This is a genomic window from Maricaulis maris MCS10 (assembly GCF_000014745.1).
GTDB classification, from domain to species: Bacteria; Pseudomonadota; Alphaproteobacteria; order Caulobacterales; family Maricaulaceae; genus Maricaulis; species Maricaulis maris_A.
The window spans coordinates 2,189,430-2,210,179 of record NC_008347.1; the positions used below are offsets into that span (position 1 = coordinate 2,189,430).

At 63.3% G+C, this 20,750-nt stretch carries 21 protein-coding genes; 3 read left to right on the plus strand and 18 right to left on the minus strand.

The features are described from left to right. The first annotated feature begins 2 nt into the window (after nucleotides 1-2). Nucleotides 3-722 carry a class I SAM-dependent methyltransferase gene (locus MMAR10_RS10420; protein ID WP_011643944.1) on the plus strand — a complete coding sequence of 240 codons (720 nt, stop codon included), beginning with the start codon at nucleotides 3-5 and terminating at the stop codon, nucleotides 720-722. Then, nucleotides 722-1,819 carry a hypothetical protein gene (locus tag MMAR10_RS10425; protein WP_011643945.1) on the plus strand — a complete coding sequence of 366 codons (1,098 nt, stop codon included), beginning with the start codon at nucleotides 722-724 and terminating at the stop codon, nucleotides 1,817-1,819. The genes MMAR10_RS10420 and MMAR10_RS10425 overlap by 1 nt, the downstream gene beginning before the upstream one ends. Here MMAR10_RS10425 and MMAR10_RS10430 read toward each other — a convergent pair. Both MMAR10_RS10430 and MMAR10_RS10435 read right to left on the minus strand, forming a co-directional pair. After that, nucleotides 1,779-2,381, minus strand: a complete 603-nt coding sequence (locus MMAR10_RS10430; protein WP_011643946.1) for a class I SAM-dependent methyltransferase — start codon at nucleotides 2,379-2,381, stop codon at nucleotides 1,779-1,781. The two genes, MMAR10_RS10425 and MMAR10_RS10430, sit on opposite strands and share 41 nt — an antisense overlap. After that, nucleotides 2,381-3,040 carry a hypothetical protein gene (locus MMAR10_RS10435; protein WP_150099757.1) on the minus strand — a complete coding sequence of 220 codons (660 nt, stop codon included), beginning with the start codon at nucleotides 3,038-3,040 and terminating at the stop codon, nucleotides 2,381-2,383. Before MMAR10_RS10435 ends, MMAR10_RS10430 begins: the two co-directional genes overlap by 1 nt. A gap of 114 nt (nucleotides 3,041-3,154) precedes the next feature. On the opposite strand from MMAR10_RS10435, the gene pip reads away from it, so the two are divergent. Further along, entirely contained in the window at nucleotides 3,155-4,120 is a 966-nt protein-coding gene (gene pip, locus MMAR10_RS10440; RefSeq protein ID WP_011643948.1) for a prolyl aminopeptidase, read from the plus strand. Here pip and MMAR10_RS10445 read toward each other — a convergent pair. The 16 genes from MMAR10_RS10445 to MMAR10_RS10520 form a co-directional block, all read right to left on the minus strand. Further along, entirely contained in the window at nucleotides 4,117-5,469 is a 1,353-nt protein-coding gene (locus MMAR10_RS10445; protein ID WP_011643949.1) for a sodium-dependent transporter, read from the minus strand. The genes pip and MMAR10_RS10445 overlap by 4 nt on opposite strands. Before the next feature lie 114 nt (nucleotides 5,470-5,583). Next, complete coding sequence (gene rodA, locus MMAR10_RS10450) at nucleotides 5,584-6,741, minus strand: rod shape-determining protein RodA (RefSeq protein WP_011643950.1); 1,158 nt, start codon at nucleotides 6,739-6,741, stop codon at nucleotides 5,584-5,586. Next, a complete protein-coding gene (gene mrdA / locus MMAR10_RS10455) occupies nucleotides 6,741-8,615 on the minus strand; it encodes a penicillin-binding protein 2 (RefSeq protein WP_011643951.1) in 1,875 nt (624 codons plus the stop codon). The genes rodA and mrdA overlap by 1 nt, the downstream gene beginning before the upstream one ends. 12 nt (nucleotides 8,616-8,627) lie before the next feature. Next, complete coding sequence (mreD, locus tag MMAR10_RS10460; RefSeq protein ID WP_011643952.1) at nucleotides 8,628-9,149, minus strand: rod shape-determining protein MreD; 522 nt, start codon at nucleotides 9,147-9,149, stop codon at nucleotides 8,628-8,630. Next, nucleotides 9,146-10,150: a rod shape-determining protein MreC gene (gene mreC / locus MMAR10_RS10465; protein ID WP_011643953.1), complete on the minus strand. Its 1,005-nt coding sequence runs from the start codon at nucleotides 10,148-10,150 to the stop codon at nucleotides 9,146-9,148. Before mreC ends, mreD begins: the two co-directional genes overlap by 4 nt. A gap of 36 nt (nucleotides 10,151-10,186) precedes the next feature. Next, nucleotides 10,187-11,227 (minus strand): rod shape-determining protein, encoded by a 1,041-nt coding sequence (locus MMAR10_RS10470; protein WP_011643954.1) that lies wholly within the window; start codon nucleotides 11,225-11,227, stop codon nucleotides 10,187-10,189. Nucleotides 11,228-11,396: 169 nt separating this feature from the next. Then, entirely contained in the window at nucleotides 11,397-12,134 is a 738-nt protein-coding gene (locus MMAR10_RS10475; protein WP_011643955.1) for a TVP38/TMEM64 family protein, read from the minus strand. A gap of 63 nt (nucleotides 12,135-12,197) precedes the next feature. Next, the gene (locus MMAR10_RS10480; RefSeq protein WP_011643956.1) at nucleotides 12,198-12,722 is read right to left on the minus strand and encodes a hypothetical protein; all 525 of its coding nucleotides are present in this window, start codon (nucleotides 12,720-12,722) and stop codon (nucleotides 12,198-12,200) included. Nucleotides 12,723-12,784: 62 nt separating this feature from the next. Then, nucleotides 12,785-13,789 (minus strand): ketol-acid reductoisomerase, encoded by a 1,005-nt coding sequence (gene ilvC / locus MMAR10_RS10485; RefSeq protein ID WP_011643957.1) that lies wholly within the window; start codon nucleotides 13,787-13,789, stop codon nucleotides 12,785-12,787. Between the two features lie 83 nt (nucleotides 13,790-13,872). Continuing rightward, the gene (gene miaA, locus MMAR10_RS10490; RefSeq protein WP_011643958.1) at nucleotides 13,873-14,799 is read right to left on the minus strand and encodes a tRNA (adenosine(37)-N6)-dimethylallyltransferase MiaA; all 927 of its coding nucleotides are present in this window, start codon (nucleotides 14,797-14,799) and stop codon (nucleotides 13,873-13,875) included. Continuing rightward, nucleotides 14,796-16,175, minus strand: coding sequence for a Do family serine endopeptidase (locus tag MMAR10_RS10495; protein WP_011643959.1), 1,380 nt, complete (start codon nucleotides 16,173-16,175; stop codon nucleotides 14,796-14,798). The genes miaA and MMAR10_RS10495 overlap by 4 nt, the downstream gene beginning before the upstream one ends. Before the next feature lie 217 nt (nucleotides 16,176-16,392). Continuing rightward, nucleotides 16,393-17,271, minus strand: coding sequence for a protease modulator HflC (gene hflC / locus MMAR10_RS10500; RefSeq protein WP_011643960.1), 879 nt, complete (start codon nucleotides 17,269-17,271; stop codon nucleotides 16,393-16,395). Then, nucleotides 17,268-18,407: an FtsH protease activity modulator HflK gene (gene hflK, locus MMAR10_RS10505; protein ID WP_011643961.1), complete on the minus strand. Its 1,140-nt coding sequence runs from the start codon at nucleotides 18,405-18,407 to the stop codon at nucleotides 17,268-17,270. The genes hflC and hflK overlap by 4 nt, the downstream gene beginning before the upstream one ends. Before the next feature lie 131 nt (nucleotides 18,408-18,538). After that, nucleotides 18,539-19,060 (minus strand): dihydrofolate reductase, encoded by a 522-nt coding sequence (locus MMAR10_RS10510; protein WP_011643962.1) that lies wholly within the window; start codon nucleotides 19,058-19,060, stop codon nucleotides 18,539-18,541. Continuing rightward, nucleotides 19,057-19,413, minus strand: coding sequence for a phosphoribosyl-ATP pyrophosphohydrolase (locus MMAR10_RS10515; protein WP_011643963.1), 357 nt, complete (start codon nucleotides 19,411-19,413; stop codon nucleotides 19,057-19,059). The genes MMAR10_RS10510 and MMAR10_RS10515 overlap by 4 nt, the downstream gene beginning before the upstream one ends. Before the next feature lie 11 nt (nucleotides 19,414-19,424). After that, nucleotides 19,425-20,282 carry a thymidylate synthase gene (locus tag MMAR10_RS10520; RefSeq protein WP_011643964.1) on the minus strand — a complete coding sequence of 286 codons (858 nt, stop codon included), beginning with the start codon at nucleotides 20,280-20,282 and terminating at the stop codon, nucleotides 19,425-19,427. Between the last annotated feature and the right edge of the window lie 468 nt (nucleotides 20,283-20,750).

Sequence of the window (20,750 nt, forward strand, 5' to 3'; positions counted from 1 at the left end):
CGATGCAAACCATCCAGATCGACAGCCTGGCGCTGGAGCCCGGCATGCGCGTCCTCGACCTGGGCTGCGGCCAGGGCCGGCACTTGCATGGTCTCTACTGGAACGAGACACCGGTCACGGCGGTTGGCCTGGACCTGAGTTATGAGGACGTCTGCATCGCGCTCGACAAATTCTTCGAACTGCCGCCGCCCGAGCCAGCCTCGGACCAGCGCGGCGCGGTCCTGACGGCGGGGACCGGCGAACACCTTCCTTTCCCCGACAATACATTTGACCGGGTCATCTGCTCGGAAGTCCTGGAACATGTGCCGGATCCCGAGCGATTCCTGACCGAAATCAGACGGGTGTTGAAGCCCGACGGCATATTCGCCGCCTCCGTGCCTCGCTACTGGCCCGAAACAATCTGCTGGTGGCTGTCCTTCGGCTACCAGAACTCACCAGGCGGCCATGTCCGCATCTTCAAGCCTCATGCCTTGCGGCATGATGTCGAAAAGCAGGGGTTCCGCCGCTTCCGCCGCCACTGGGCCCATGCCCTGCACAGCCCATATTGGTGGCTGCGCTGCGCGTTCTGGGAAACACAGGAAGAGAACCGCCTGGTCGCGCTCTATCGCCGCTTCCTGGAATGGGACCTGATCAAGCGCCCCTGGCTGACACGGGCAATGGAATGGCTCCTTGATCCGGTCATGGGCAAATCGGTCGTGATGTATTTCAGGAAGACGAGCTGATGAGCCCCTCCGTCGACATCAAGGCCTGCGCCGACCACATCACCTCCCTGCAACGCAGTGACGGCACCATCCCGTGGATCGAGGCCGGAGTCTGGGACGCCTGGAACCATGGTGAAGCGACCATGGGACTGGCCATTGCCGGGCGCGAGGCGGAAACGCTCAAAGCCCTCACCGCGCTGATGGACCGGCAGGAAGGTGATGGCGGCTGGACCGGCGACCTTGGCGCCTCGGTGCCGCTCGATGATGCCAACAGGCACCTTGTCCCGGGAACCCCGAAAACCGCCCGCGACACCAATTTCACCGGCTATGTCGCGGTCACCGTGCTGCGCAGCCTGTCGTCCCTGAACAGGCTCGACACCCTGCCGCGCTATTGGCCGATGATCGAACGGGCGATGGCCTTCATCCTCGAGCACCAGACCCCGCACGGCGATGTGGTGTGGCGGGCCCGCGGCGACGAGCAGACGCTGACCGAAATCGACAGTCTGCGCGCCGGCAATGCCAGTCTCTACAAGGCACTTGAGTGCGCCTGCCTGATCGGCCGGCGGTTGGGCAAACCGATCGATGCCTGGGTCGAAGCCCGCCGGCGCATCGGCGCGGCCCTGCGCGAGAATGATGCCCGCTTCGACCGCAAGGGCACGGACCGGCGCGGCTTTGCCATGGACTGGTATTATCCGGTGCTGGCCGGCGTCCTGCCGACCGATGTCGGACGCGCCCGCCTCTATGCACGCTGGACCGAGTTCGTCGAACCCGGTCTGGGCTGCCGCTGCGTCTCCGATCAGCCCTGGGTCACTGCCGCGGAAACCGCCGAGCTGGCCCTCGCCTGTCAGGCGGTCGGCCAGACACGGCAGGCCCATGAACTGATTGCCAACCTGGCGCCACTCGTCGCCCGCGACGGCGGCTACTGGATGGGATGGCAGTTCGAAGAGTCGATCATCTGGCCACGCGAGCGACCCTCCTGGACATCAGGCGCGCTGATCATGGCCGCGGATGCGATCGACAATCTGACCAAGGGCAGCGACCTGCTGGTCAAGAACCACCTGCCGGAATACCCGGCCGCTAAAAGCGCCGCAAAACTTCCAGCGTTCCTGTACGCCTGACCGGTTCGAACAGGCCGGATGCGCAGGCCAGTTTCCAGATTTCATAAGGCGGCCGCCCCCCATCTTCCGGATTGGGGAAAACGTCATGGATGGCCAGGATGCCGCCAGCGACCACGCGTCCGGCCCAGCCGCGGTAATCGGCCAGCGCCGCTTCCATCGAATGCCCGCCATCTATGAAGACCATGCCGAGCGGCGTCGTCCAGTTGGCGGCGATGACGGCCGAACGACCGACCAGCGGAATCACGCAGTCTTCCAGCTCACCGCGAAACAGGGTTTCGCGCAGGGCCGGCAGGGTTTCGACAGCACCAAGCTTGGTGTTGAACAGATCGGGGTCGTGATACTCTTCGCCCGGCTGGTGTTCTTCGGAGCCACGGTGATGATCGAGCGTGTAGAGAACCGTCCCGGCCTGGCGAGCGGCCGGGCCGAGATAGAGCGCCGACTTTCCGCAATAGGAACCGATTTCCAGCACCGGGCCCAGGCGTCCGGCCTCGGCGGCCAGCTGCGCCAGCTCCTGCCCTTCCCCGGGGTCGAGGAAGCCCTTTACCTCATCCGGATGGATCATCAGGAAATCGACGGATTGCGCATCTGGCGACGCAGCTCGGCGAGTTCATCCGCCCGGTCGCGCAGATCATTGACGCGGAGCGCCAGCAGGTCGCGTTCAACGCGCAGACCCGCCAAAGCGTCTGCATCGTGAAGAGATGTCATTTCAAGAATAACAGTCTCGAACACCGATTGCGCCGTCAGGGCGTTCGCCATGGCTTGTTCTACCGAGCCCAGAGCATCGGTCACGTCACCACGGGACAGGCCGATCGTCGCCTCCAGCAATGTGCGTGACGCGGCATCTATGCCAACGGCACCCTGCCAGACATGAATGACGTCCGCCCGCACCCGGTCCGGTGCACCCGCATCGGATAGCGTGATCGCCTGTGTGTCCAGATAGACCGTCAAGGCATCCGGTTCATCGACGTCGGACTGGCCGGACAACTGGTTCATCCAGCGCATCGCCTGTTGCATCGAACTGGCTTCGCGAATTAGGCCGCGCATTTCGAGGTCGTCATTGAAGTGATCAACTGCCTCGTCAAGTCGACGATGGACATCGCTACCCGGCGCGCCCGGGGCGGAAAAACTGGATCCGGCAATCGAAATCGGCGCGCTGGCACAAGCGGACGCAAGACTGCAAAAACAGATGGCTAGCACGGCTCGCCCGAATGCGATCATCACACAGCGTTTCCCAAGATCAATAGTCTGCCCAAACCGTTGATGACGATATAGGCTGAAGGGTCGCTAGGCTATGGTTTATTGTGTTTATCACTGGCTAACGGCACAGTATTCGACATGGATGCTTCCTACTCACGCCGCCTGCTCTATCCGCCGATCCGGCCCTTGCAGGCCTCGCGATTGGCGGTCGGCAACGGACATGACCTCTACATTGAGGAGTGCGGCCGGCCGGATGGCCTGCCAGTCGTGACCCTTCACGGCGGTCCCGGTGGCGGCGTATCGCCGGCGCTCAGACGGTTTTTCGACCCCCGGCGCTATCGTGTCATCCTGTTTGACCAGCGCGGTTGTGGTCGTTCGACACCGCATGGCGGGCTCGAGCACAACACCACGCAGGACCTGATCGACGACATCGAGCGCATCCGCGAGGTGATGGGGATCGACAAATGGGTCGTCTTCGGCGGCTCCTGGGGAGCGACACTCGCTCTTGCCTATGCCCGTGCCCATCCGGACCGTTGCATCGGCCTGATCCTGCGCGGCATCTTCACCTGCTCCCAGCGCGAGCTGGACTGGTTTTACAAGGACGGCGCCAACATGTTGTTCCCGGATGCCTGGGAACGACTTGTCGACCCGCTCAGCCCGGAAGAGCGCGGCGACATCATCCGCGCCTATTACGAACGCCTCGCCGAGCCGGACATCATCCGCCGCCGGCCGGATGCGCTGGCCTGGGCGCGATGGGAAAGCGCCCTGATCTCGATGACCGGCGACCCGTCGGCACCGCTGGCCGATCCGGTCCGCTCGGACGCCCTCGCCCGGCTGGAAAGCCACTACTTCTTCCACAAGGGTTTCTTCCAGCGAGATGGAGAGCTGATCGAGGATGCCGAGCGCTACAATCACCTGCCCGGCGTGATCGTGCAGGGACGCTATGACGTCGTGACTCCGCCCCAAACAGCATGGAGCCTCGCCCGGGCTTGGCCGCGAGCGAGGCTCCACATGATTGGCGATGCCGGCCATGCGGCCGGCGAGCCGGGCGTGGTCGACGCGCTGGTGCGCGCGACCGACGCCTTTGCCGACAAGTTCGCCTAGCCGAGGCCGAGCAGCGAACCGATATTGCCGCCGTTGAACTTGGCATCGAGGCCCAGCAACAGGATGAAGCCGATGGCCGGCGGCACGATGAACTTCACACTGAAGTGGAAGAAGGCGAACAGGCCATTGGAGGCATGGCTCAATTCGTCCCGCATCAAGGCTTTGGGAATGACCCAGCCGGTGAACACGGCGACCAGCAGGCCACCAAGCGGCAACAGGAAGCTTCCGGACAGCCAGTCGACGAAGACGCCACCGAACTCCGATGACCACACCGCTCCGGCGCCGATCATGAAGGCGAAGAAGCCCAGCAGCCAGGCTGCGGTCGGGCGAGAGAAATCGGAGTGCTCTTCAACGAACGCCACTGTGCCTTCCAGCAGGGAGATCGACGAGGTGATTGCGGCGATAAAGGCCAGCGCGAAGAAGGCGCCACCGATGATATTGCCGGCCGGCATGTCGGCGAAGACAGCCGGGAGCGCCGTAAAGATCAGGCCCATGCCTGCGCCCGGGTCGATACCCACCATGAACACGATCGGGAAGATCATCAGGCCCGCGATCAGCGCCACCGCAGTATCAGCGCTGGCGATCAGGATCGAGGACGATCCGATATTCGTGTCCTTGGACAGATAGGAGCCATAGGTGATCATGATGGCAGACGCGACCGAGACCGAGAAGAAGGCCTGACCAAGCGCTGCGACGAAGGTATTGCCGGTCACCGCGGTGAAGTCAGGCGTGAACAGGTAGGTTATGGCTTCGCCGGCCGCGCCGGAGATAAGGGAGTAGATCGTCAGGCCGATGAGCATGACGAAGAAGAGCGGCATCAGGAAGGTCGCAACCTGCTCGATCCCGCCTTTCAGGCCACGCGCCACGATCAGGATGGTGATCAGCATGAAGCCGGCATGCCAGGCCAGCTGAATGAACTCACCCTGATAGAAGAGATTGGCGCCATCCGGCTGGGCAAAACCACCGGCAAAACCCGATGCCGCATAGGCCATGACCTGGCCCGCGATCACCGAATAGGTGGTCAGCACAAGGAAACCACCTGCCGTACAGACCCAGCCGACGATCGCCCAATTGGCCGATTTGCCGGCCTCCTGGGCCATTTTCCGGGTCGAAGAGATGGCTGATTGTTGCGCGTGCCGGCCAATCGCGATTTCCGCAATCAGGACCGGCAGGGCGAACAAGACCACGCAGCCAATATAAATCAGGACAAACGCCGAACCGCCATTTTCACCCGTCTGGAACGGGAAACGCCAGAGATTGCCGAGACCGACCGCGGAGCCAACCGCGGCAAGAATGAATGCGAAGCGCGATGACCAATGCGCGTGCTGACCGGCTGGTACTGCCGCCATGAGATTCTCCCCTGAAACAGGACGCGAAGGCGCGTCCACCCCTTACTGAATTGCCGCGCACACTTCCCCAACCGGACTTTCCGGTCAAGCGCGCGACGTTGCTGCACTGCGGTGTCAGCCGAACAGCCCGGCCCCGCGCGCCGGCTCGGCATTGCGATGGATATGGGCACCCAGGATCAGACCGAACCCGGCCATGACTGCCAGCACGACCGTGCCACCATAGGAAATCAGCGGCAAGGGCACGCCAACCACCGGCAGAAGACGCGACACCATGCCGATATTGATGAAGACATAGGAGGCATAGGTTGTGATGATCCCGATCGTCATCAGGCGCAGGAAGGGGCTTTTGCAGCTGATCGCGATGATCACGCCCTGGGCCATGATCAGCGCATTGACCGCCAGCACGGCGATACCACCAACGAACCCGAACTCCTCACCCAGTGCGGTGAAGATATAGTCGGTCTGCATCTCCGGCAGATAGCCAAGCTTCGACTGTGTCCCTTCGAGAAATCCCTTCCCTGTCATCCCGCCGGACCCCAGCGTGATCATTGCCTGATTGGGGTGATAGTTGATGCCGAGCGGGTCAAAGTCCGGGTTCAGGAAGGCATGGACCCGGTCCATCTGGTATTCGGCCAGGATGTTTTCGAGGCCATAAAACCCGATCCCGATCACCCCGGCCAGTCCGACCCCGGCAACGGCCAGGATGAACCACCAGCTCAAGCCAGCCATGAAGATGACCATGACGCCGGTCGCCGCCAGCAGCAAGGTTGTGCCGAGGTCAGGCTGGCTGACAATCAGGATCGCCGGCAGACCGATGATCATCAGCGGCGGCAACAGGCCCGAAATCGTGGTGACCTTCTCGTCGGGCAGGTCGTGGTAGAAGCGAGCCAGTGCCAGTACCAGGGCCAATTTCATGATCTCTGCCGGCTGCAGGCGGATCGGCCCCAGATCGATCCAGCGCTGGGCGCCATTGATGGTGACGCCGCCGATCTCCACCAGTACCAGCAGGACCAGCGCCCCGACATAGACCGGATAGGCCAGTCCCATCCAGAAGCGTGGCGGGAACATCGCGATGACGATCATGCCGACAAAGCCGAGCGCAAAGCGGATGGCGTGATTGATCGCCCACGGCTCCCAACTGCCACCACCCACCGAATACAGCATGCCGACACCGGCGGCGCCGAGCAGGACCAGCAACAGGACCAGCGTCCAGTTGAGCTCCATCATCTTGTCCGGCAAACCGCGCGGGACGCTTTCACGGAAGACAGCCATCAGGCGCCTCCGGAACGGGCGCGGCCGACATCGGCGAATACACCGGCACGGCTGGACGGATCCCGGGCAACGACGCGCTGGAGAATGTCCCGCGCCGGACGGGTCGCGGCGGACGAGCCACCCCCGTGTTCAATGACAACCACACAGGCATATTTGGGCTGGTCGGCCGGAGCGTAGCACATGAAAAGACCATGATCGCGCAGCCGCCAGGGCAGGTCCGCCTGATCACGCACGCCGCTTTCGCGTTCCGCCGCCGTGATCGAATAGACCTGGGCCGTACCGGTCTTGCCCGCCATCTCGATATCGCCCAGCCCCAATCCGCCCAGCGAATAGGACGTGCCACCGGGTTCCTCGACCACCGCCCGCAAACCGTCGCGAACGCTGGCCAGAGCCGCATCGCTGACGCCGATATGCGATGCCGGTGGCATCATGGCATTGCGGTAGAGCGTCGGAGATACCGCACGACCGGACGCCACACGGGCCGTCATCACGGCCAGCTGCAAGGGCGACGCCGTCACATAACCCTGGCCGATCCCGGTATTGTAAGTGTCACCGGTCGACCAGCCTTCGTTATAGCGTGCGCGCTTCCAGGCCGCGTCGGGCATCGTGCCGCGGCGAACACCGGAAATTCCGATATCGAATTGCTCGCCGATGCCAAACCGCGTCGCCATCGCGTGCAGGCGGTCAATGCCGAGGCGTTCGGCGATCTCGTAGAAATAGATGTCACAGGAGGTCTTCACTGCATCGCGCAGATTGACGGGGCCATGCCCACGGCGGCGCCAGCAATGGAATTCGCGATTGCCCAGGCGCACCGAGCCCGTGCAGTTGATACGCTCGGTCGGAGGAATGACCTCATGTTCCAGCGCCGCTGCCGCGACGACCGCCTTGAAGGTCGAGCCGGGCGGATAGGTCCCCTGGATCGATTTCTGGAACAGCGGATTGCGGTCATTCTCGCGCAAGGCGGCGTAGTCGGCCGTGGAGATGCCGCCGACAAACAGATTCGGATCGAAACTGGGCGTCGACACCATGGCGATCAGTTCACCGGTATTGACGTCCATCACGACTGCCGACCCGCTTTCCTGTCCGAGACGCTCATGCGCGTAGCGCTGGATATCCGCATCAAGGGTCAGCACGACATCACGACCCGAGACAGGTTCGGTGGATTGTTCCGGCAGTTCGCGGATGACCCGGCCGCGGGCATTGACCTCTGTTTTCAGGGCCCCAGCCTGTCCACGCAAGTCCATCTCGCGCGCCACTTCGACCCCGGTCTTGCCGACCCGGAAACCGGGATGGCGCAACAGGCGTTCTGCATCGCGCGGATTATTGGCGATGTCTTCGTCATTGGGCGGCTGCACATAGCCGATCACATGGGCGAAAGATGGCCCATAGGCATAGGACCGCACTTCGCCCACATCCGGTGTCACCCCGGCCAGATCGGGCGCATTGAGATTGATCGAGGCGAAGGTGTGCCAGTCGAGGTCATCCGCCACGGTGATGGCGTGGAAACTGCGCTGGCTGCGGGCCGTGCGCAGGATTCGTTCGCGCTCATAATCGCCCAGCGGCAGGAAGGGCTGGAGCCGGTCGAGCGCCGAGGCGACATCGCCCGCCTGCTCGGGCACCAACAGGACGCGATAGCTGTCGCGGTTGTCGGCAACGGCGACCCCGAACCGATCGAGGATCCGACCACGGGACGGCGGCAGGAGATTGAAATTGAACTGATTGTCCTCGGACATCAGCCGGTAGCGCTCGGTCTCCAGCACCTGCAGGGAGTAAAGGCGCGCGCCCAGACACAGGAATGCAAGCCCGCCCGCCCCTGCCATCAGCAGGGCGCGCCGGGTGAATTTCAGATCCTGTTCCTGTCGGTCAGCACGCATGGAAACCTGTCATCACCCCCCGATAAAGCCGGAACTTCGGGAGCGGCGGCGCCGCAAGACCAGATAGGCCGGAAGGGGGAACATCAGGATGGAGGCCACAACCTCGATCGCCAAGGGCTGGAAGTCTGCCAGTTGTTCGAGCGCAAAACTGCCAGCCGCAAAGGCGATCGCGTGGGCCAGCAGCAAGGTCGCACCGAAGCGGAGCAGAACCGGCGGCAGATCGCGCGGCATGCCGTCTTCACCGCGGAACCGGAAGACCGAGATCGCGACCAGATAGGACAGGGCCCACACACCCATGGGCGCGCCGGTCAGCAAGTCCTGGGTCAGGCCGATCGCGAAGACGGCAATCGGCGGCATGAATTGCGGCCGGACACCGGACCACAGGAAAATCGCCATCAGCGTCCAGGTCGGCATGATGGTCAGCCCGTCAACCAGACGCGTCGGCGAGGCCTGGACGATCAACGCCACCAAGACAGAGGCAATACAGCCGGACGCCGCAAGCCAGGGCGAGCTTCGGTCGGTCGGTTTTCTCATTGCCCTGCCTCCGGCTCATCGTCTTCGGTAGCGACATCATCGGTTGCGACATCATCGACTTCGGCCCCTTCGACAGGCGTGTCGACGGCAGGGACAGGCGCGACAGCATTATCGACAATAGCAGGATCCGGCCCGACAGGGTCTTCGGCAGCCTCCTGATCGGGCGGTGTTACACGGCGATAGGGCCAGACCCAGACGAAATCGACCGGCGCCTGGTCGGAATAGAGCCGCACACGCCAGCCACCATCGCGGGTCGCAACCGCCTCGCCGATCGGCAGGCCCCGGGGAAGGATGCCGTCATCACCGGACGAGACGATGCGGTCACCGGCTTCGATGTCAGGCGCCCGGCCAACATAGTCCAGTCGCGGAAACTCGGAATTGTCGCCCACCAGGATGGCGCGGGCATTCGACCGGTCGGCCATGACCGGAACGCGGGAATTGAGATCTGTCAGCAAGAGGACGCGCGCTGACCGCCGCCCGGTTTCATAGACCCGGCCGACCAGGCCATAGAGGTTGATCACCGGATAGCCGTCGCTGATACCGGCATCGCTGCCGCGACCGATCAGCCGGGCGCGCACGAAGGGGCCGCGAGGATCGGCCACGGTCCAAGCCCCGATGCGGTCTTCGATCGCCGCGCTCTCGATATCGAGCGCCTCTTCATAAACTTCGATCCGGTCACGTTGGCGATAGGCGAGGTCTTCCCAGTAACGCGCCTCGATCAATTGCTGGCGCAAGCTGGCATTTTCTTCCGCGAGCTCGCCCTGGCGGCGCCAATAGGGACCGATATTCTTGATGCCGCGCAGGGGCTGGGCAGCGAGGTCGAGCAAAGGCGCCGACACATCGGTGAAGCCGGCGCGAAAACTGGCGAAGGGCGCGGATCGGGACCCCGGCCGGTCGAAGGCGATCAGCGCGCCGGAAACGACCAGAAGGGCAATGAACAGCGTCCGCGAAAAGCGTACGCCGTGCTCACCATCCTGTCGTGTTGAGCGTCGCGACGCCAACGCCTCACTCCTTCTCCACCGTTGCGATGGTGGAGATTACACAGCTTCGGAGAGAATGGGACGCCAGATCCGAAGGTCTTCCACCGCCTTGCCACAGCCCAGCACCACGCAGGACAGGGCTTCATCGGCCAGGCTCACGGGCAGGCCGGTCCGTTCGCGCAGCTCGGTATCGAGATTGCGCAGCAGGGCCCCGCCACCGGTCAGCACAATGCCCTTGTCGACAATGTCCGCGGCCAGTTCCGGCGGGGTCGCCTCAAGGGCCTGCTTGACCGCCTCAACGATCTGCTCGACCGGCTCGGACAGGCTGTCGGCGATCATGGCTTCGGTCACCGCGATCTCGCGCGGGACACCATTCATCAAATCACGGCCCTTGATGTTCAAGGACAGGCCCTCGCCCTTCACCGGCGGCATGGCAGAGCCGATTTCCTTCTTGATCCGCTCGGCTGACGTCTCACCGATCAGAAGGTTCGCGGAACGACGGATATAGTTGATGATCGCCTCGTCCATCTTGTCGCCACCAACGCGGACCGAACGCGAATAGACGATACCGGACAGCGACATGACGGCGACTTCGGTGGTGCCACCACCAATATCGACAATCATCGAGCCGGTCGGCTCGTCGATCGGCAGGCCGGCACCGACGGCGGCAGCCATCGGCTCGTCAATCAGGTAGACCTTGCGGGCGCCGGCGCCGAGAGCACTTTCGTGAATGGCGCGACGTTCGACCGCCGTTGCTCCAGATGGCACGCAGATCACCACTTGCGGACTGACCATGGCCCGGCGGTTGTGCACTTTCTGGATGAAATGCTTGATCATTTCCTCGGCGACATCGAAGTCGGCGATGACGCCATCGCGCATCGGCCGGATCGCTTCAACATTGCCCGGTGTCTTGCCAAGCATCAGCTTGGCTTCCGCGCCCACTGCCTGCACGTGTTTGCGGCCTTTTTCGACCTTGTACGCGACGACGGACGGCTCGTTGAGCACGACACCGCGCCCTTTCACATAGACGAGCGTGTTTGCGGTTCCCAGGTCGATGGCGATATCCGCAGAGAGCAAACCGAAAAGGCTGTTGAGCATGGGGGCGCTGAGTCTCAAAATGTGTGGCGGCAAAGCCGCGGTGCAACTGTTTTCGTTGTGCGATGCTCCGCGCAAGATTGCAAGGGCCGGACGGGGATTCACGCTGAAAGCGGGTCGGTGTGAGTCAGTCGTTGCACCGACAGGTCGCAATCGGCGCCCCGTGACCGGATTACGGGTTTTCCCCGTCCCCGGTATCATCGGCGCCGACGGGCGAGCGATTGCGCCGCAACCAGATCCGCGCCAGCAACATGATACCGATCCAGGCAAAGGCCGCGGCAGCAAAGGCAATACCCAACAGGACATTGCCTTCGGTCAGCATGGAACGAATGCTCTCGCCCATCAGGGCCACAATGAAGATCTTCGGTGCCGACCCGAGTGCGGTCCCGAGCGCGAACGCCCAATAGGGCGTCCGTGCCACGCCAAATCCCATATTCACCACGATGAATGGTCCGGATGGCACCCACCGCACAACCATTGAGGCCAATAGTCCGTTACGGCCGATGAAATCGGAGATCCGGTTGGCCCAGTCGCCGGCATAGCGCTTGAAGATGTCGGCACCGAAATAGCGACCGACGAAATAGTTCACGGCCGCCGAACATTGCGTCGCCACGAAAGCATAGATCGCCCCGGTGGTCGGCCCGAAGGCGACAAGGGCAGCAGCCATCAATCCGAATTGCGGTGCGCCCAGGAATGACAGGGCGGTAAAGATCAGGATGGTCAGCGGCAAGGCATACCACTGGCTGGCCGAGGCCTCGAACCAGCTGCCGGCCTCTCCCGGCTCGATCTCGAGCACAAAACGGCCAAGCAGGAAGACCAGCGCGACGACGAAAAACAGCCCGACAGAGACCAGCACGGCCCGCGCGGCGCGCGCGTCCATTTTCAGGAAGAAGTCGGTCAATCGGTTCATTGCGAAGCAGGCTCGATCAAAGCGTCAGGGCGCCTAACTAAGCACGCTTTGCACGACGGGCAATCACGCAGCGCCGTTTTCATCGACGACCGGATGGCCAGCCATGTCGACCGCTTCACCGGACGCGATGGCGGCCAGTTTCGCGCGCTGGATTGCAAGAACACCCAATTGTTCGTCGAGCACCTTGAGAATATCGCGTGCTTCATCCTGGTCGATGCGGCCGGGCGACTTCTCGGTCTCGCTCAGGCTCTCCATGATCGCGGAAATATTGCGGGCATTGCGACGGCTGGCCTCGCCAGCCAGGGCCAGCCAGTTGGCATCGTCGGCTTTCTCGATCGGCAGGAAAAGTCCCCCGGCCAGGGCGGCCAGATGCTGGGCAGCAGCGGTCGCTCCGGACTCGGTCAGCTTGGCGATCCGGGCGTAGGATATCTCATTGGTCGAATCCGGATCGGCCAGCGCATAGACGCGGGTGCGGCTCAGATCGAGCAATTCCATGACCGTCGGAATGCCGCCCGCTTCCTCGAATACCCGCGCAACAACTTCCTTGGGTTCGCCGTAGCGCCGAACTTTGACCGGATTGAATGACATTCCACGCCCCCGCACGCGATTCTCGATTGAATATGTCTATTACAGGTGGCGCGGCAAGTTGGCTATTTCGTGGCACCGTAAATCCGGTCGCGCAATTCAGCGCCGACGGTTTCGATGCGCAAGGCCCGATCTGCGGCGCGGTCAGCGACCATCGCGTCGCCAGCCTCATATGTTTCGACCCATTTCCGGGCGAAGCGGTCACTCTCAATATCCGCCATGGCCTCATCGAAAACGCGCTTCAGTTCCGGACCGGCAATCTTGTCCTCGATCTGGCGGGCACCGAATTCCGCCGTGTCGGATATTGCCTCATACATGCCGGCAATACCGCGCGCCTGGATCAGGTCCGCGAGATATTTGATCTCGTGAACGCAGTCGATATAGGCCATGCGCTCACTGACACCGGCGGCCACCAGGCGCTCGAAACTGGCCTTGGCCAGGGCGACCATCCCGCCGACCAGAACGACCTGCTCGCCAAACAGGTCAGACACGGTTTCCTCGCGAAAACTGGTCGGGAAGATCCCGACTTCGCCGGATCCGATCGCCGCCAGATAGGCCAGGGCCAGCTCCCGCGCCTGCCCCGACGCGTCCTGGTGCACGGCCCAGAAACCGATCAATCCCCGGCCCTTCTCGAACTCCTCGCGCACCGCGCCGCCCGGCCCCTTGGCGGCCGCCAGGATCACATCGGCATCGGCGGGTGGCCTGATCAGGTCGTAATGGATGGAAAACCCATGACAGACGATCAGGGCCTGCCCCGGCTTTCTGTGGGGCAGGATCGCCTCCTCCCAGATCAGCCGATGCGCCTCGTCAGCGGCCAGCAGGGAGATCGCATCGGCCCAGGCCGCCGCCTCGGGCAGTGACACCACCTCGAACCCGTCCGCCTCGGCCTTGATGCGCGAGGGCGAAGTCTCGCGCAGAGCGATACGGATATGGGCAACCCCGCTATCGCGAAGGCACAAGGCATGGGAGCGGCCATGATTGCCATATCCGACGATCGCCAGGCGGCATGACCGGATCGGCGCGAGATCAATGTCCCGTGTGTAAAGTGGTTCGTCCATTTCATCCGTCATTTCGCGACTCGCTCCCGGGCTGGATTGGGGGTGATAAGGCGGATCATCAACGGGCCTGTCCAGCCATCGGGCAGGTCAATGCCCTAACCAGGCGGCTGATCAAGGATATCGGCCAGGGCGCTGATCGCCGCCTCGCTGTCGAGCGTTCCGATACGCGACCAGCTGGCCGCCTGATTGCGAAACCAGGTCCCCTGCCGCTTGGCATAGCGGCGGCTGTCACGCTTGGCGTTGTCCCTGGCCTCGTCCAGCGACATCTCACCGCGCAGGTGGGCGATCAGGGGCGGCACGCCGAGCGCCTTGCTGGCCGGCAGGTCCGGATCGAGATCGCGCTGCATGAAAGCCGCCACCTCATCAAGCGCGCCGGCCTCCAGCATGTGCTCGAAGCGCTGATCGATCCGGCGATAGAGGGCCTCCCGATCGGGCTCGATGACAATGCCGCGCCACGCTGCAGGTTCGAGCGGCGGCACGGTGTCGGCCTGGAAAACACTCAAGGCGGTCCCGGTTTCAAAACCCACTTCGACGATCCGTAACAGACGTTGGCGGTCTGCCGCGTCGACGCGATTGGTCGCGACCGGGTCCAAGCGCAAGGCTTCAGCGCGCAGGCCGGCCAGACCGTCGGCGTCGAGCAAGGCCGCCGCGCGGGCCCGGGCCGCGTCACCGATCTCGGGAACCGGTGCCAGACCGCGCGTCAGGGCATTGAAATACAACCCCGTTCCACCAACCAGGATGGGCACATTCCCGCGACCCCGAATGTCGGAAATCAGGGCCAGCACATCGCTGGTCCACTGGCCGACCGAATAGCGGATGGCCGGATCAATACTGCCAAACAGATGGTGCGGCGCCCGGGCGCGCTCGGCGGCGTCAGGCTGCGCGGTGATCAGCGGCAGACCGGCATAGACCTGCATCGAGTCGGCATTGATGATCTCTCCACCGACGCGCTCCGCTGCCGCCAGTGAGAGCGCGGTCTTGCCGGCGGCCGTCGGGCCTGCAATCAGCAGGCAGGGCGTCACGACCGGATCGATTGCAGCACATACTGGCCGCCGCGATTGATCTGGAAGCGCACCGGCCCATTGCCCTGCCCCTCAACGATCTCCCGGATGGCGGCAATGCTGTCGACGCGCGTGAACTCGACTTCCTCGATGACATCACCCGGACGAACCTTGCCGGACGCGTCACTGGTCTGGTCAACCTCGGTCACCAGAACCCCCTCGGCATCCGGATGGACCCGGAAACGGCGGCGGGAGGCGGCGTCCAGCGTGCCGAATGTCATGCCCATCACGGTATTGCCGCTGCCCGTCACCGGTGCGACCACTGCGGCATTGGCTGTCTCGCCTTCGCCGTCGGCATCGTCCTCGGCCAGGTTGCCAACGGTGATATTAATCGTCATCGGCCGGTCACGGCGGATGATGTCGAGCTCGATCTCGCGGCCGATCTCGGTTTCGGCGACCATGCGCGGGAAGGAACGGCTGTCACGGACCCGGCGGCCATCAAAGGCCAGCACCAGATCCCCGGTCCGGATACCACTATCCGCCGCCGGACCATCCTCCTCGATGCGCGAGACAATGGCGCCATAGGGCGTCGCCAGTTCAAAGCTTTCGGCCAGTTCCGGCGTCACGCGCTGGACCGACACGCCAAGCCAGCCGCGACGGGTCTCACCGAACTCGACCAGCTGGTTGACGACCACATTGGCCAGGTTGGACGGGATGGAGAGCGAAATGCCGACACTGGCCCCGGTCGGTGACAGGATCAGCGTGTTCACGCCGACCACTTCGCCATCCATGTTGAACAACGGACCGCCGGAATTGCCGGTATTGATGGCAACATCGGTCTGGATATAGTCGTCATAGCGACCACCCGCCTCGCGGCCCCGGGCTGAGACGACGCCGGCGGTCAGCGTGCCGCCCAGTCCGAACGGATTGCCGATCGCAATCACCCAGTCGCCGACCCGTGCCGCATCGCTGTCGCCAAAGGCGACGAAGGGCATGGGCTCATTGACCTCCATGCGCAGGACGGCGAGGTCAGTGACACTGTCGATGCCGACCACTTCGGCGCGGAAGACGCGACCATCCGGCAGCGACACCTCAACCTCGTCAGCCCCGTCGATGACGTGATTATTGGTCACCACCAGGCCGGAGGCGTCGATGATGAAGCCCGAACCAAGCGAGTTGGCGATCCGCGGCGCCGAGCCGAAAATATCGTTGAAGCGTTCCAGCGGCGAACCCTCCGGGAATTCCGGCAGACCGTCCTCGCTGTCGAGCCGCTGGGCGGCCGAAATATTCACCACAGCCGGCGACAGGCGCTCGGCCAGATCGGCGAAACCATCCGGATGAGCCTGGCTGACCGGTGTCGCCACCAGGAAGAGGATGAGAACTAGGAAACGCTGCATCGAAATCCGCCGTCTTGAAAGAGTGGCCCTGTCATGGGTCGGGCTGTGTGCAAATTCTGGTCCGTCAACGTGAATACCGCCTTGCGCGGGTCGGCGGCAACCGCACTGACACAATCGTCATGCGAATGACCGGCCTGTCACGCCTATCGCGGACCGAAACGAAAAGGGCCCGGCCCGCTATCGCGGAGCCGGGCCCCTGTCATTCCGATGTCGGCCGCTATTCGCCGGTCTCGCTACGGAAGTAGCGGAAGAACTCCGAATCCGGCGGGATCACGATCGGCGTCCCGCTCTGAACCGCCTGCTCATAGGCGAGCATGGAGCGGTAGAAGGCGAAGAATTCCGGGTCGCGATTATAGGCTTCAGCGTAGATCTGGTTCTGACGGGCATCCCCTTCACCACGCAAACGCTGGGCATCAGCCCGGGCCTGGGCCCGGATGATCGAGGCCTGGCGATCCGCATCGGCGCGAATCTCCGTTGCCCGCTGCTCACCTTCGGCCCGGTATTGCGCGGCTTCCTGCTGACGCTCGGACCGCATCCGTTCGAAGACATTGTCGGCAATCTGCGGCGGCAGGTCTGCGGCCAGGATGCGGACATCAATGACCTCAATGCCGAAACGACCGGTCAGGACCTGGGCTTCCACCGCGGCCTGGACCCGCGTCATCAGGTCGGCGCGCTGGCCGGAGATGACGTCGGAGGACGGGATGGAGGCGATCACGCCGCGCAGGCTGTCATCCATGATCTGCTCAAGGCGCACTACTGCGCCGCGCTCGTCGCGGAAGGTCTGGTAAAAGCGCAGCGGATCGGTGATCCGGTAGCGCAGGAAGGCGTCGACGATCAGTCGCTCCTGGTCGGAAGCGAGGATTTCCTCGGCATCCAGATCCAGTTCCAGATTGCGCTTGTCGAAGATCAGGACATCCATGATGAAGGGTGTCTTGAAATGCAGGCCCGGATCGGGTTCCGAAGTTTCATTGACGGCATCAACCGGCTCGCCGAGACGCAGGATAAGCGCCTGTTGGGTTTCCGAGACGATGTAGACACTCTGGAGACCGATGAAGACGGCAACGACCAGAATGATGATTCCAAGTGTGCGGATCATTGGTTGCCTCCTTGGGCACGGCCCCGGTTCTGACCGAGCTGGTCCAGCGGCAGATATGGCAAGGCACCGGCGTCACCATCCAGGATCATGAGATCGGATTCGCCGAGCACGCGCTCCATCGTTTCCAGATACATCCGGCGACGCGTGACATCGGGCGCCTGGACATATTCCTCGTAGATCGCGACGAAGCGGTCGGCATCACCCTGGGCTTCTGCGATGACATTGTCCCGATAGGCTTGCGCTTCCTGGGTCAGCTGGGCGGCCACACCGCGTGCTTCCGGGATGACCCGGTTGGCGTGGGCGGTGGCGTCCAGCTGGGCCCGCTCGGCTTCCTGCTGGGCGATATCAACGCCGCGGAAGGCGTCGATGACCCGTTCCGGCGGCTCGGCATTACGCAGGTTGACCTGCAGGATCTCGATGCCGGCATCATATTCGTTCAGCGTTGCCTGCAGGATCTCACGGGTGCGGCGAGAGACTTCGGCGCGACCTTCCGTGATGATGAATTGCAGGTCCGATGTGCCGACGACTTCCCGCATGGCACTTTCAGCAACGGCCGCGACCGTTCCTTCCGGATTACGGACATTGAACAGGAAATCGCGGACACCTTCCTGGTAACCCAGGTCGACGCGCCACTGCACGGCAAAATCGATGTCGACGATATTCTCGTCACGGGTCAGCATCTGGCCGGCCGGACCCTGACCAATCGTGATCGAGTTGGTCGTGGTCACTTCCGGCAGCTCGACAGTTTCGATCGGGCTGGGCAGCTTGAAGTGGAAACCCGGTGAGGTCGTGCGGGTATATTCGCCAAAGCGCAGCACGACGCCGGCCTGGTTGGCGCCGACCTGATACCAGCCTGTGGTCGCGAACCAGATCCCCACCAGGATCAGGACGATCAGGCCGAAGCCGAAGGCACCGGCGCCGCCAGAGCTGCCGGAGCCGCCCTTGCCGGAACCGCCGCCACCGAACATGCCGCGAATCTTGCGCTGCATGTCGCGGACAACCTCGTCGAGATCGGGGCCATCCGGCCCGCCTCCGCCCTGCGGGCGCTGGCCCCAGGGGTTTTGCCCGTTGTTATTGTTGCCGCCGGAGCCCCATGGGCCTCCGCCGCCTCCGCCCTGATTGTCGTTCCATGACATGTGCTGGATCGATCCTCTCAATTAACCTTGCCGCATAAATGAACGTATGCGGCTTGCGGTTCAAGGGTAATCGGGAGGGACAAGGCAGCAGCCCATTCCCCTCCCGTCCCCTTCACGGGGCGGCGACCGGTTCAGATACGGTCCAGCACGCGCAGCATGAAGGCGTGATCATCGCCCGGTCCGGCCGGATAGAGCTCGCGACGGGTTTCGCGCCACAGCGCTTCGTCGATCTCCGGCAGGCAGGTCTCGCCCTCGGGCGCGGCCTCGACCTCGGTCAGATAGAGCCGGTCGGCGCGCTCCAGCGTCGCGGCATAGATTTGCGCACCGCCGATGACACAGACTTCGTCGACACCGTCCGCGTCAGCCCGCATGAAGGCCGCGTCCATCGCCTCGCCGAGATCGCCGGCGACATGCCCGCCTTCGGCGACATAGCCGTCCTGACGCGTGACCACGATATTCAGACGTCCCGGCAGCGGCCGCCGCGGCAGGCTCTCCCAGGTCTTGCGCCCCATGATGATCGGTTTGCCGGAGGTGATCGCCTTGAAATTCCTGAGGTCCGACGACAATCGCCAGGGCAGGTCGCCATCCACGCCGATGACGCCATTCATGCCGCGCGCGACGACGAGGACGAGTTTGGGAATGGTGGTGGTCATGACTGACCTGCCTCCCCGACCGCGCTCGGCTCCATCACGGCGCTGTCGCGATCGAGCCAGTGCAGCCATTTGTCCTGCATGGCCTGGTCGATATCGATGCCTTCGGCCTTCGCCATGATCAACAGCATGCCCAGTGCGTCGGCCATTTCCAGAGCCAGCTGCTTGCGCGCCGCCTCGTCGGCGGGACGCCGGGTGCGGCCGGTCGTGGTCAGATAGGCCTGGGTCAGCTCGCCGACCTCTTCCTGGAGTTTCAGGAGCGGCCAGTCGCCCGAGCGATCAATGTCGAAATGCGCGGCATAGATGTCGGACACGCGGACGATCTTCTCGGCGAGCTCATCAAGCGGTCCGGACATGCCCCCGGCTCCTAGACGGCGACCGGCGCGGTGATGCGCGGATGGGGGTCATAGCCCTCCAGCGCGATGTCCTCATACTCGAAACCGAACAGGTCGGTCGCATCCGGATTGAGCTTCAGCTGCGGCAAGGCGCGCGGCGCGCGCGAGAGCTGCTCGCGGACCTGGTCCATATGGTTGGAATAGATATGGGCGTCGCCGAAAGTGTGGATGTATTCGCCCGGCTCCAGCCCGCACACCTGCGCCACCATCGCGGTCAGCAAGGCGTAGGAGGCGATATTGAAGGGCACGCCCAGGAACATGTCGGCCGAGCGCTGGTAGAGCTGGCAGCTCAGTTTCCCGCCCGCAACATTGAACTGGTACAGCGTGTGACAGGGCGGCAGCGCCATATTGGGCACATCGGCCGGGTTCCAGCCCGACACGATCAGCCGGCGCGAGGCCGGATTATTCCTGATCTGCTCGAGGATGTTCGAGAGCTGGTCGATCTCGGTGCCGTCCGGACCCTCCCAGCGCCGCCACTGCTTTCCATAGACCGGACCAAGATCACCGTTTTCATCGGCCCACTCGTCCCAAATCTTGACGCCGCGCTCCTGCAGCCAGCGCACATTGGTCTCGCCGCGCAGGAACCATAAAAGCTCGATCGCGATCGACTTGAAATGCACCTTCTTGGTGGTCAGAAGCGGGAAGCCCTTGGACAGGTCACAGCGCAGCTGGCGACCAAATACCGACATCGTCCCGACGCCGGTCCGGTCGGCCTGTTCGGCCCCATTCTCGAGAATGTCGCGAAGCAGCGCCAGATAGGCGTTTTCGACATCCGAACCATTCGCCCCGGCACGCACCTGCGCGAAGCTTTCATTGTCGATGACCGCCATGTCGCACTCCTCCTGCCAAGGGCCAATCAGCCCCGCGTGATTCTCGGATCCCTATCATGGCAGGGAAGGCGAACGGGATGAACCGAGGGTTCCAGATCAGTCGGGGAAAGGCGCGGCAAGTATCTGGTGACGTTGCGGTGAATCGGGTGTGGGTATTGGCCCACCTGCCTGTCGTAAATGCCGCCACTCGCCCGGAGACCCATCACTTTGCGGATGGTCTCATAGGCCCCGGGTCTTCGCCCGGGGAAAAGGGAGTGTGTGGGACGGGGTGTGTGGGACGAAAGAGGCCTTTCACCAGGCGCACGGGCGCCCGCTAAACCATAAATCCCTTGCCGAGAGAAAGCCGTATCCGGTTCTTGAGCTGAAGGGTGAAACCGCGCCAAGCGCGAAAATACGTGCTTACCCCCGATTGGTCACCCAGTTTTCGGCGCCGATTATGGCGAGTGTCCCCAATTGTTCCCAAGCTGC

Excerpts from the sequence above, each read along its gene's own strand:
- MMAR10_RS10420 (WP_011643944.1), top strand. The coding sequence starts at position 3 with ATGCAAACCATCCAGATCGACAGCCTGGCGCTGGAGCCCGGCATGCGC.
- MMAR10_RS10425 (WP_011643945.1), top strand. The coding sequence starts at position 722 with ATGAGCCCCTCCGTCGACATCAAGGCCTGCGCCGACCACATCACCTCC.
- MMAR10_RS10430 (WP_011643946.1), bottom strand. The coding sequence starts at position 2,381 with ATGATCCATCCGGATGAGGTAAAGGGCTTCCTCGACCCCGGGGAAGGG.
- pip (WP_011643948.1), top strand. The coding sequence starts at position 3,155 with ATGGATGCTTCCTACTCACGCCGCCTGCTCTATCCGCCGATCCGGCCC.
- MMAR10_RS10445 (WP_011643949.1), bottom strand. The coding sequence starts at position 5,469 with ATGGCGGCAGTACCAGCCGGTCAGCACGCGCATTGGTCATCGCGCTTC.
- rodA (WP_011643950.1), bottom strand. The coding sequence starts at position 6,741 with ATGGCTGTCTTCCGTGAAAGCGTCCCGCGCGGTTTGCCGGACAAGATG.
- mrdA (WP_011643951.1), bottom strand. The coding sequence starts at position 8,615 with ATGCGTGCTGACCGACAGGAACAGGATCTGAAATTCACCCGGCGCGCC.
- mreD (WP_011643952.1), bottom strand. The coding sequence starts at position 9,149 with ATGAGAAAACCGACCGACCGAAGCTCGCCCTGGCTTGCGGCGTCCGGC.
- MMAR10_RS10470 (WP_011643954.1), bottom strand. The coding sequence starts at position 11,227 with ATGCTCAACAGCCTTTTCGGTTTGCTCTCTGCGGATATCGCCATCGAC.
- MMAR10_RS10475 (WP_011643955.1), bottom strand. The coding sequence starts at position 12,134 with ATGAACCGATTGACCGACTTCTTCCTGAAAATGGACGCGCGCGCCGCG.
- MMAR10_RS10480 (WP_011643956.1), bottom strand. The coding sequence starts at position 12,722 with ATGTCATTCAATCCGGTCAAAGTTCGGCGCTACGGCGAACCCAAGGAA.
- ilvC (WP_011643957.1), bottom strand. The coding sequence starts at position 13,789 with ATGACGGATGAAATGGACGAACCACTTTACACACGGGACATTGATCTC.
- MMAR10_RS10495 (WP_011643959.1), bottom strand. The coding sequence starts at position 16,175 with ATGCAGCGTTTCCTAGTTCTCATCCTCTTCCTGGTGGCGACACCGGTC.
- hflC (WP_011643960.1), bottom strand. The coding sequence starts at position 17,271 with ATGATCCGCACACTTGGAATCATCATTCTGGTCGTTGCCGTCTTCATC.
- hflK (WP_011643961.1), bottom strand. The coding sequence starts at position 18,407 with ATGTCATGGAACGACAATCAGGGCGGAGGCGGCGGAGGCCCATGGGGC.
- MMAR10_RS10510 (WP_011643962.1), bottom strand. The coding sequence starts at position 19,060 with ATGACCACCACCATTCCCAAACTCGTCCTCGTCGTCGCGCGCGGCATG.
- MMAR10_RS10515 (WP_011643963.1), bottom strand. The coding sequence starts at position 19,413 with ATGTCCGGACCGCTTGATGAGCTCGCCGAGAAGATCGTCCGCGTGTCC.
- MMAR10_RS10520 (WP_011643964.1), bottom strand. The coding sequence starts at position 20,282 with ATGGCGGTCATCGACAATGAAAGCTTCGCGCAGGTGCGTGCCGGGGCG.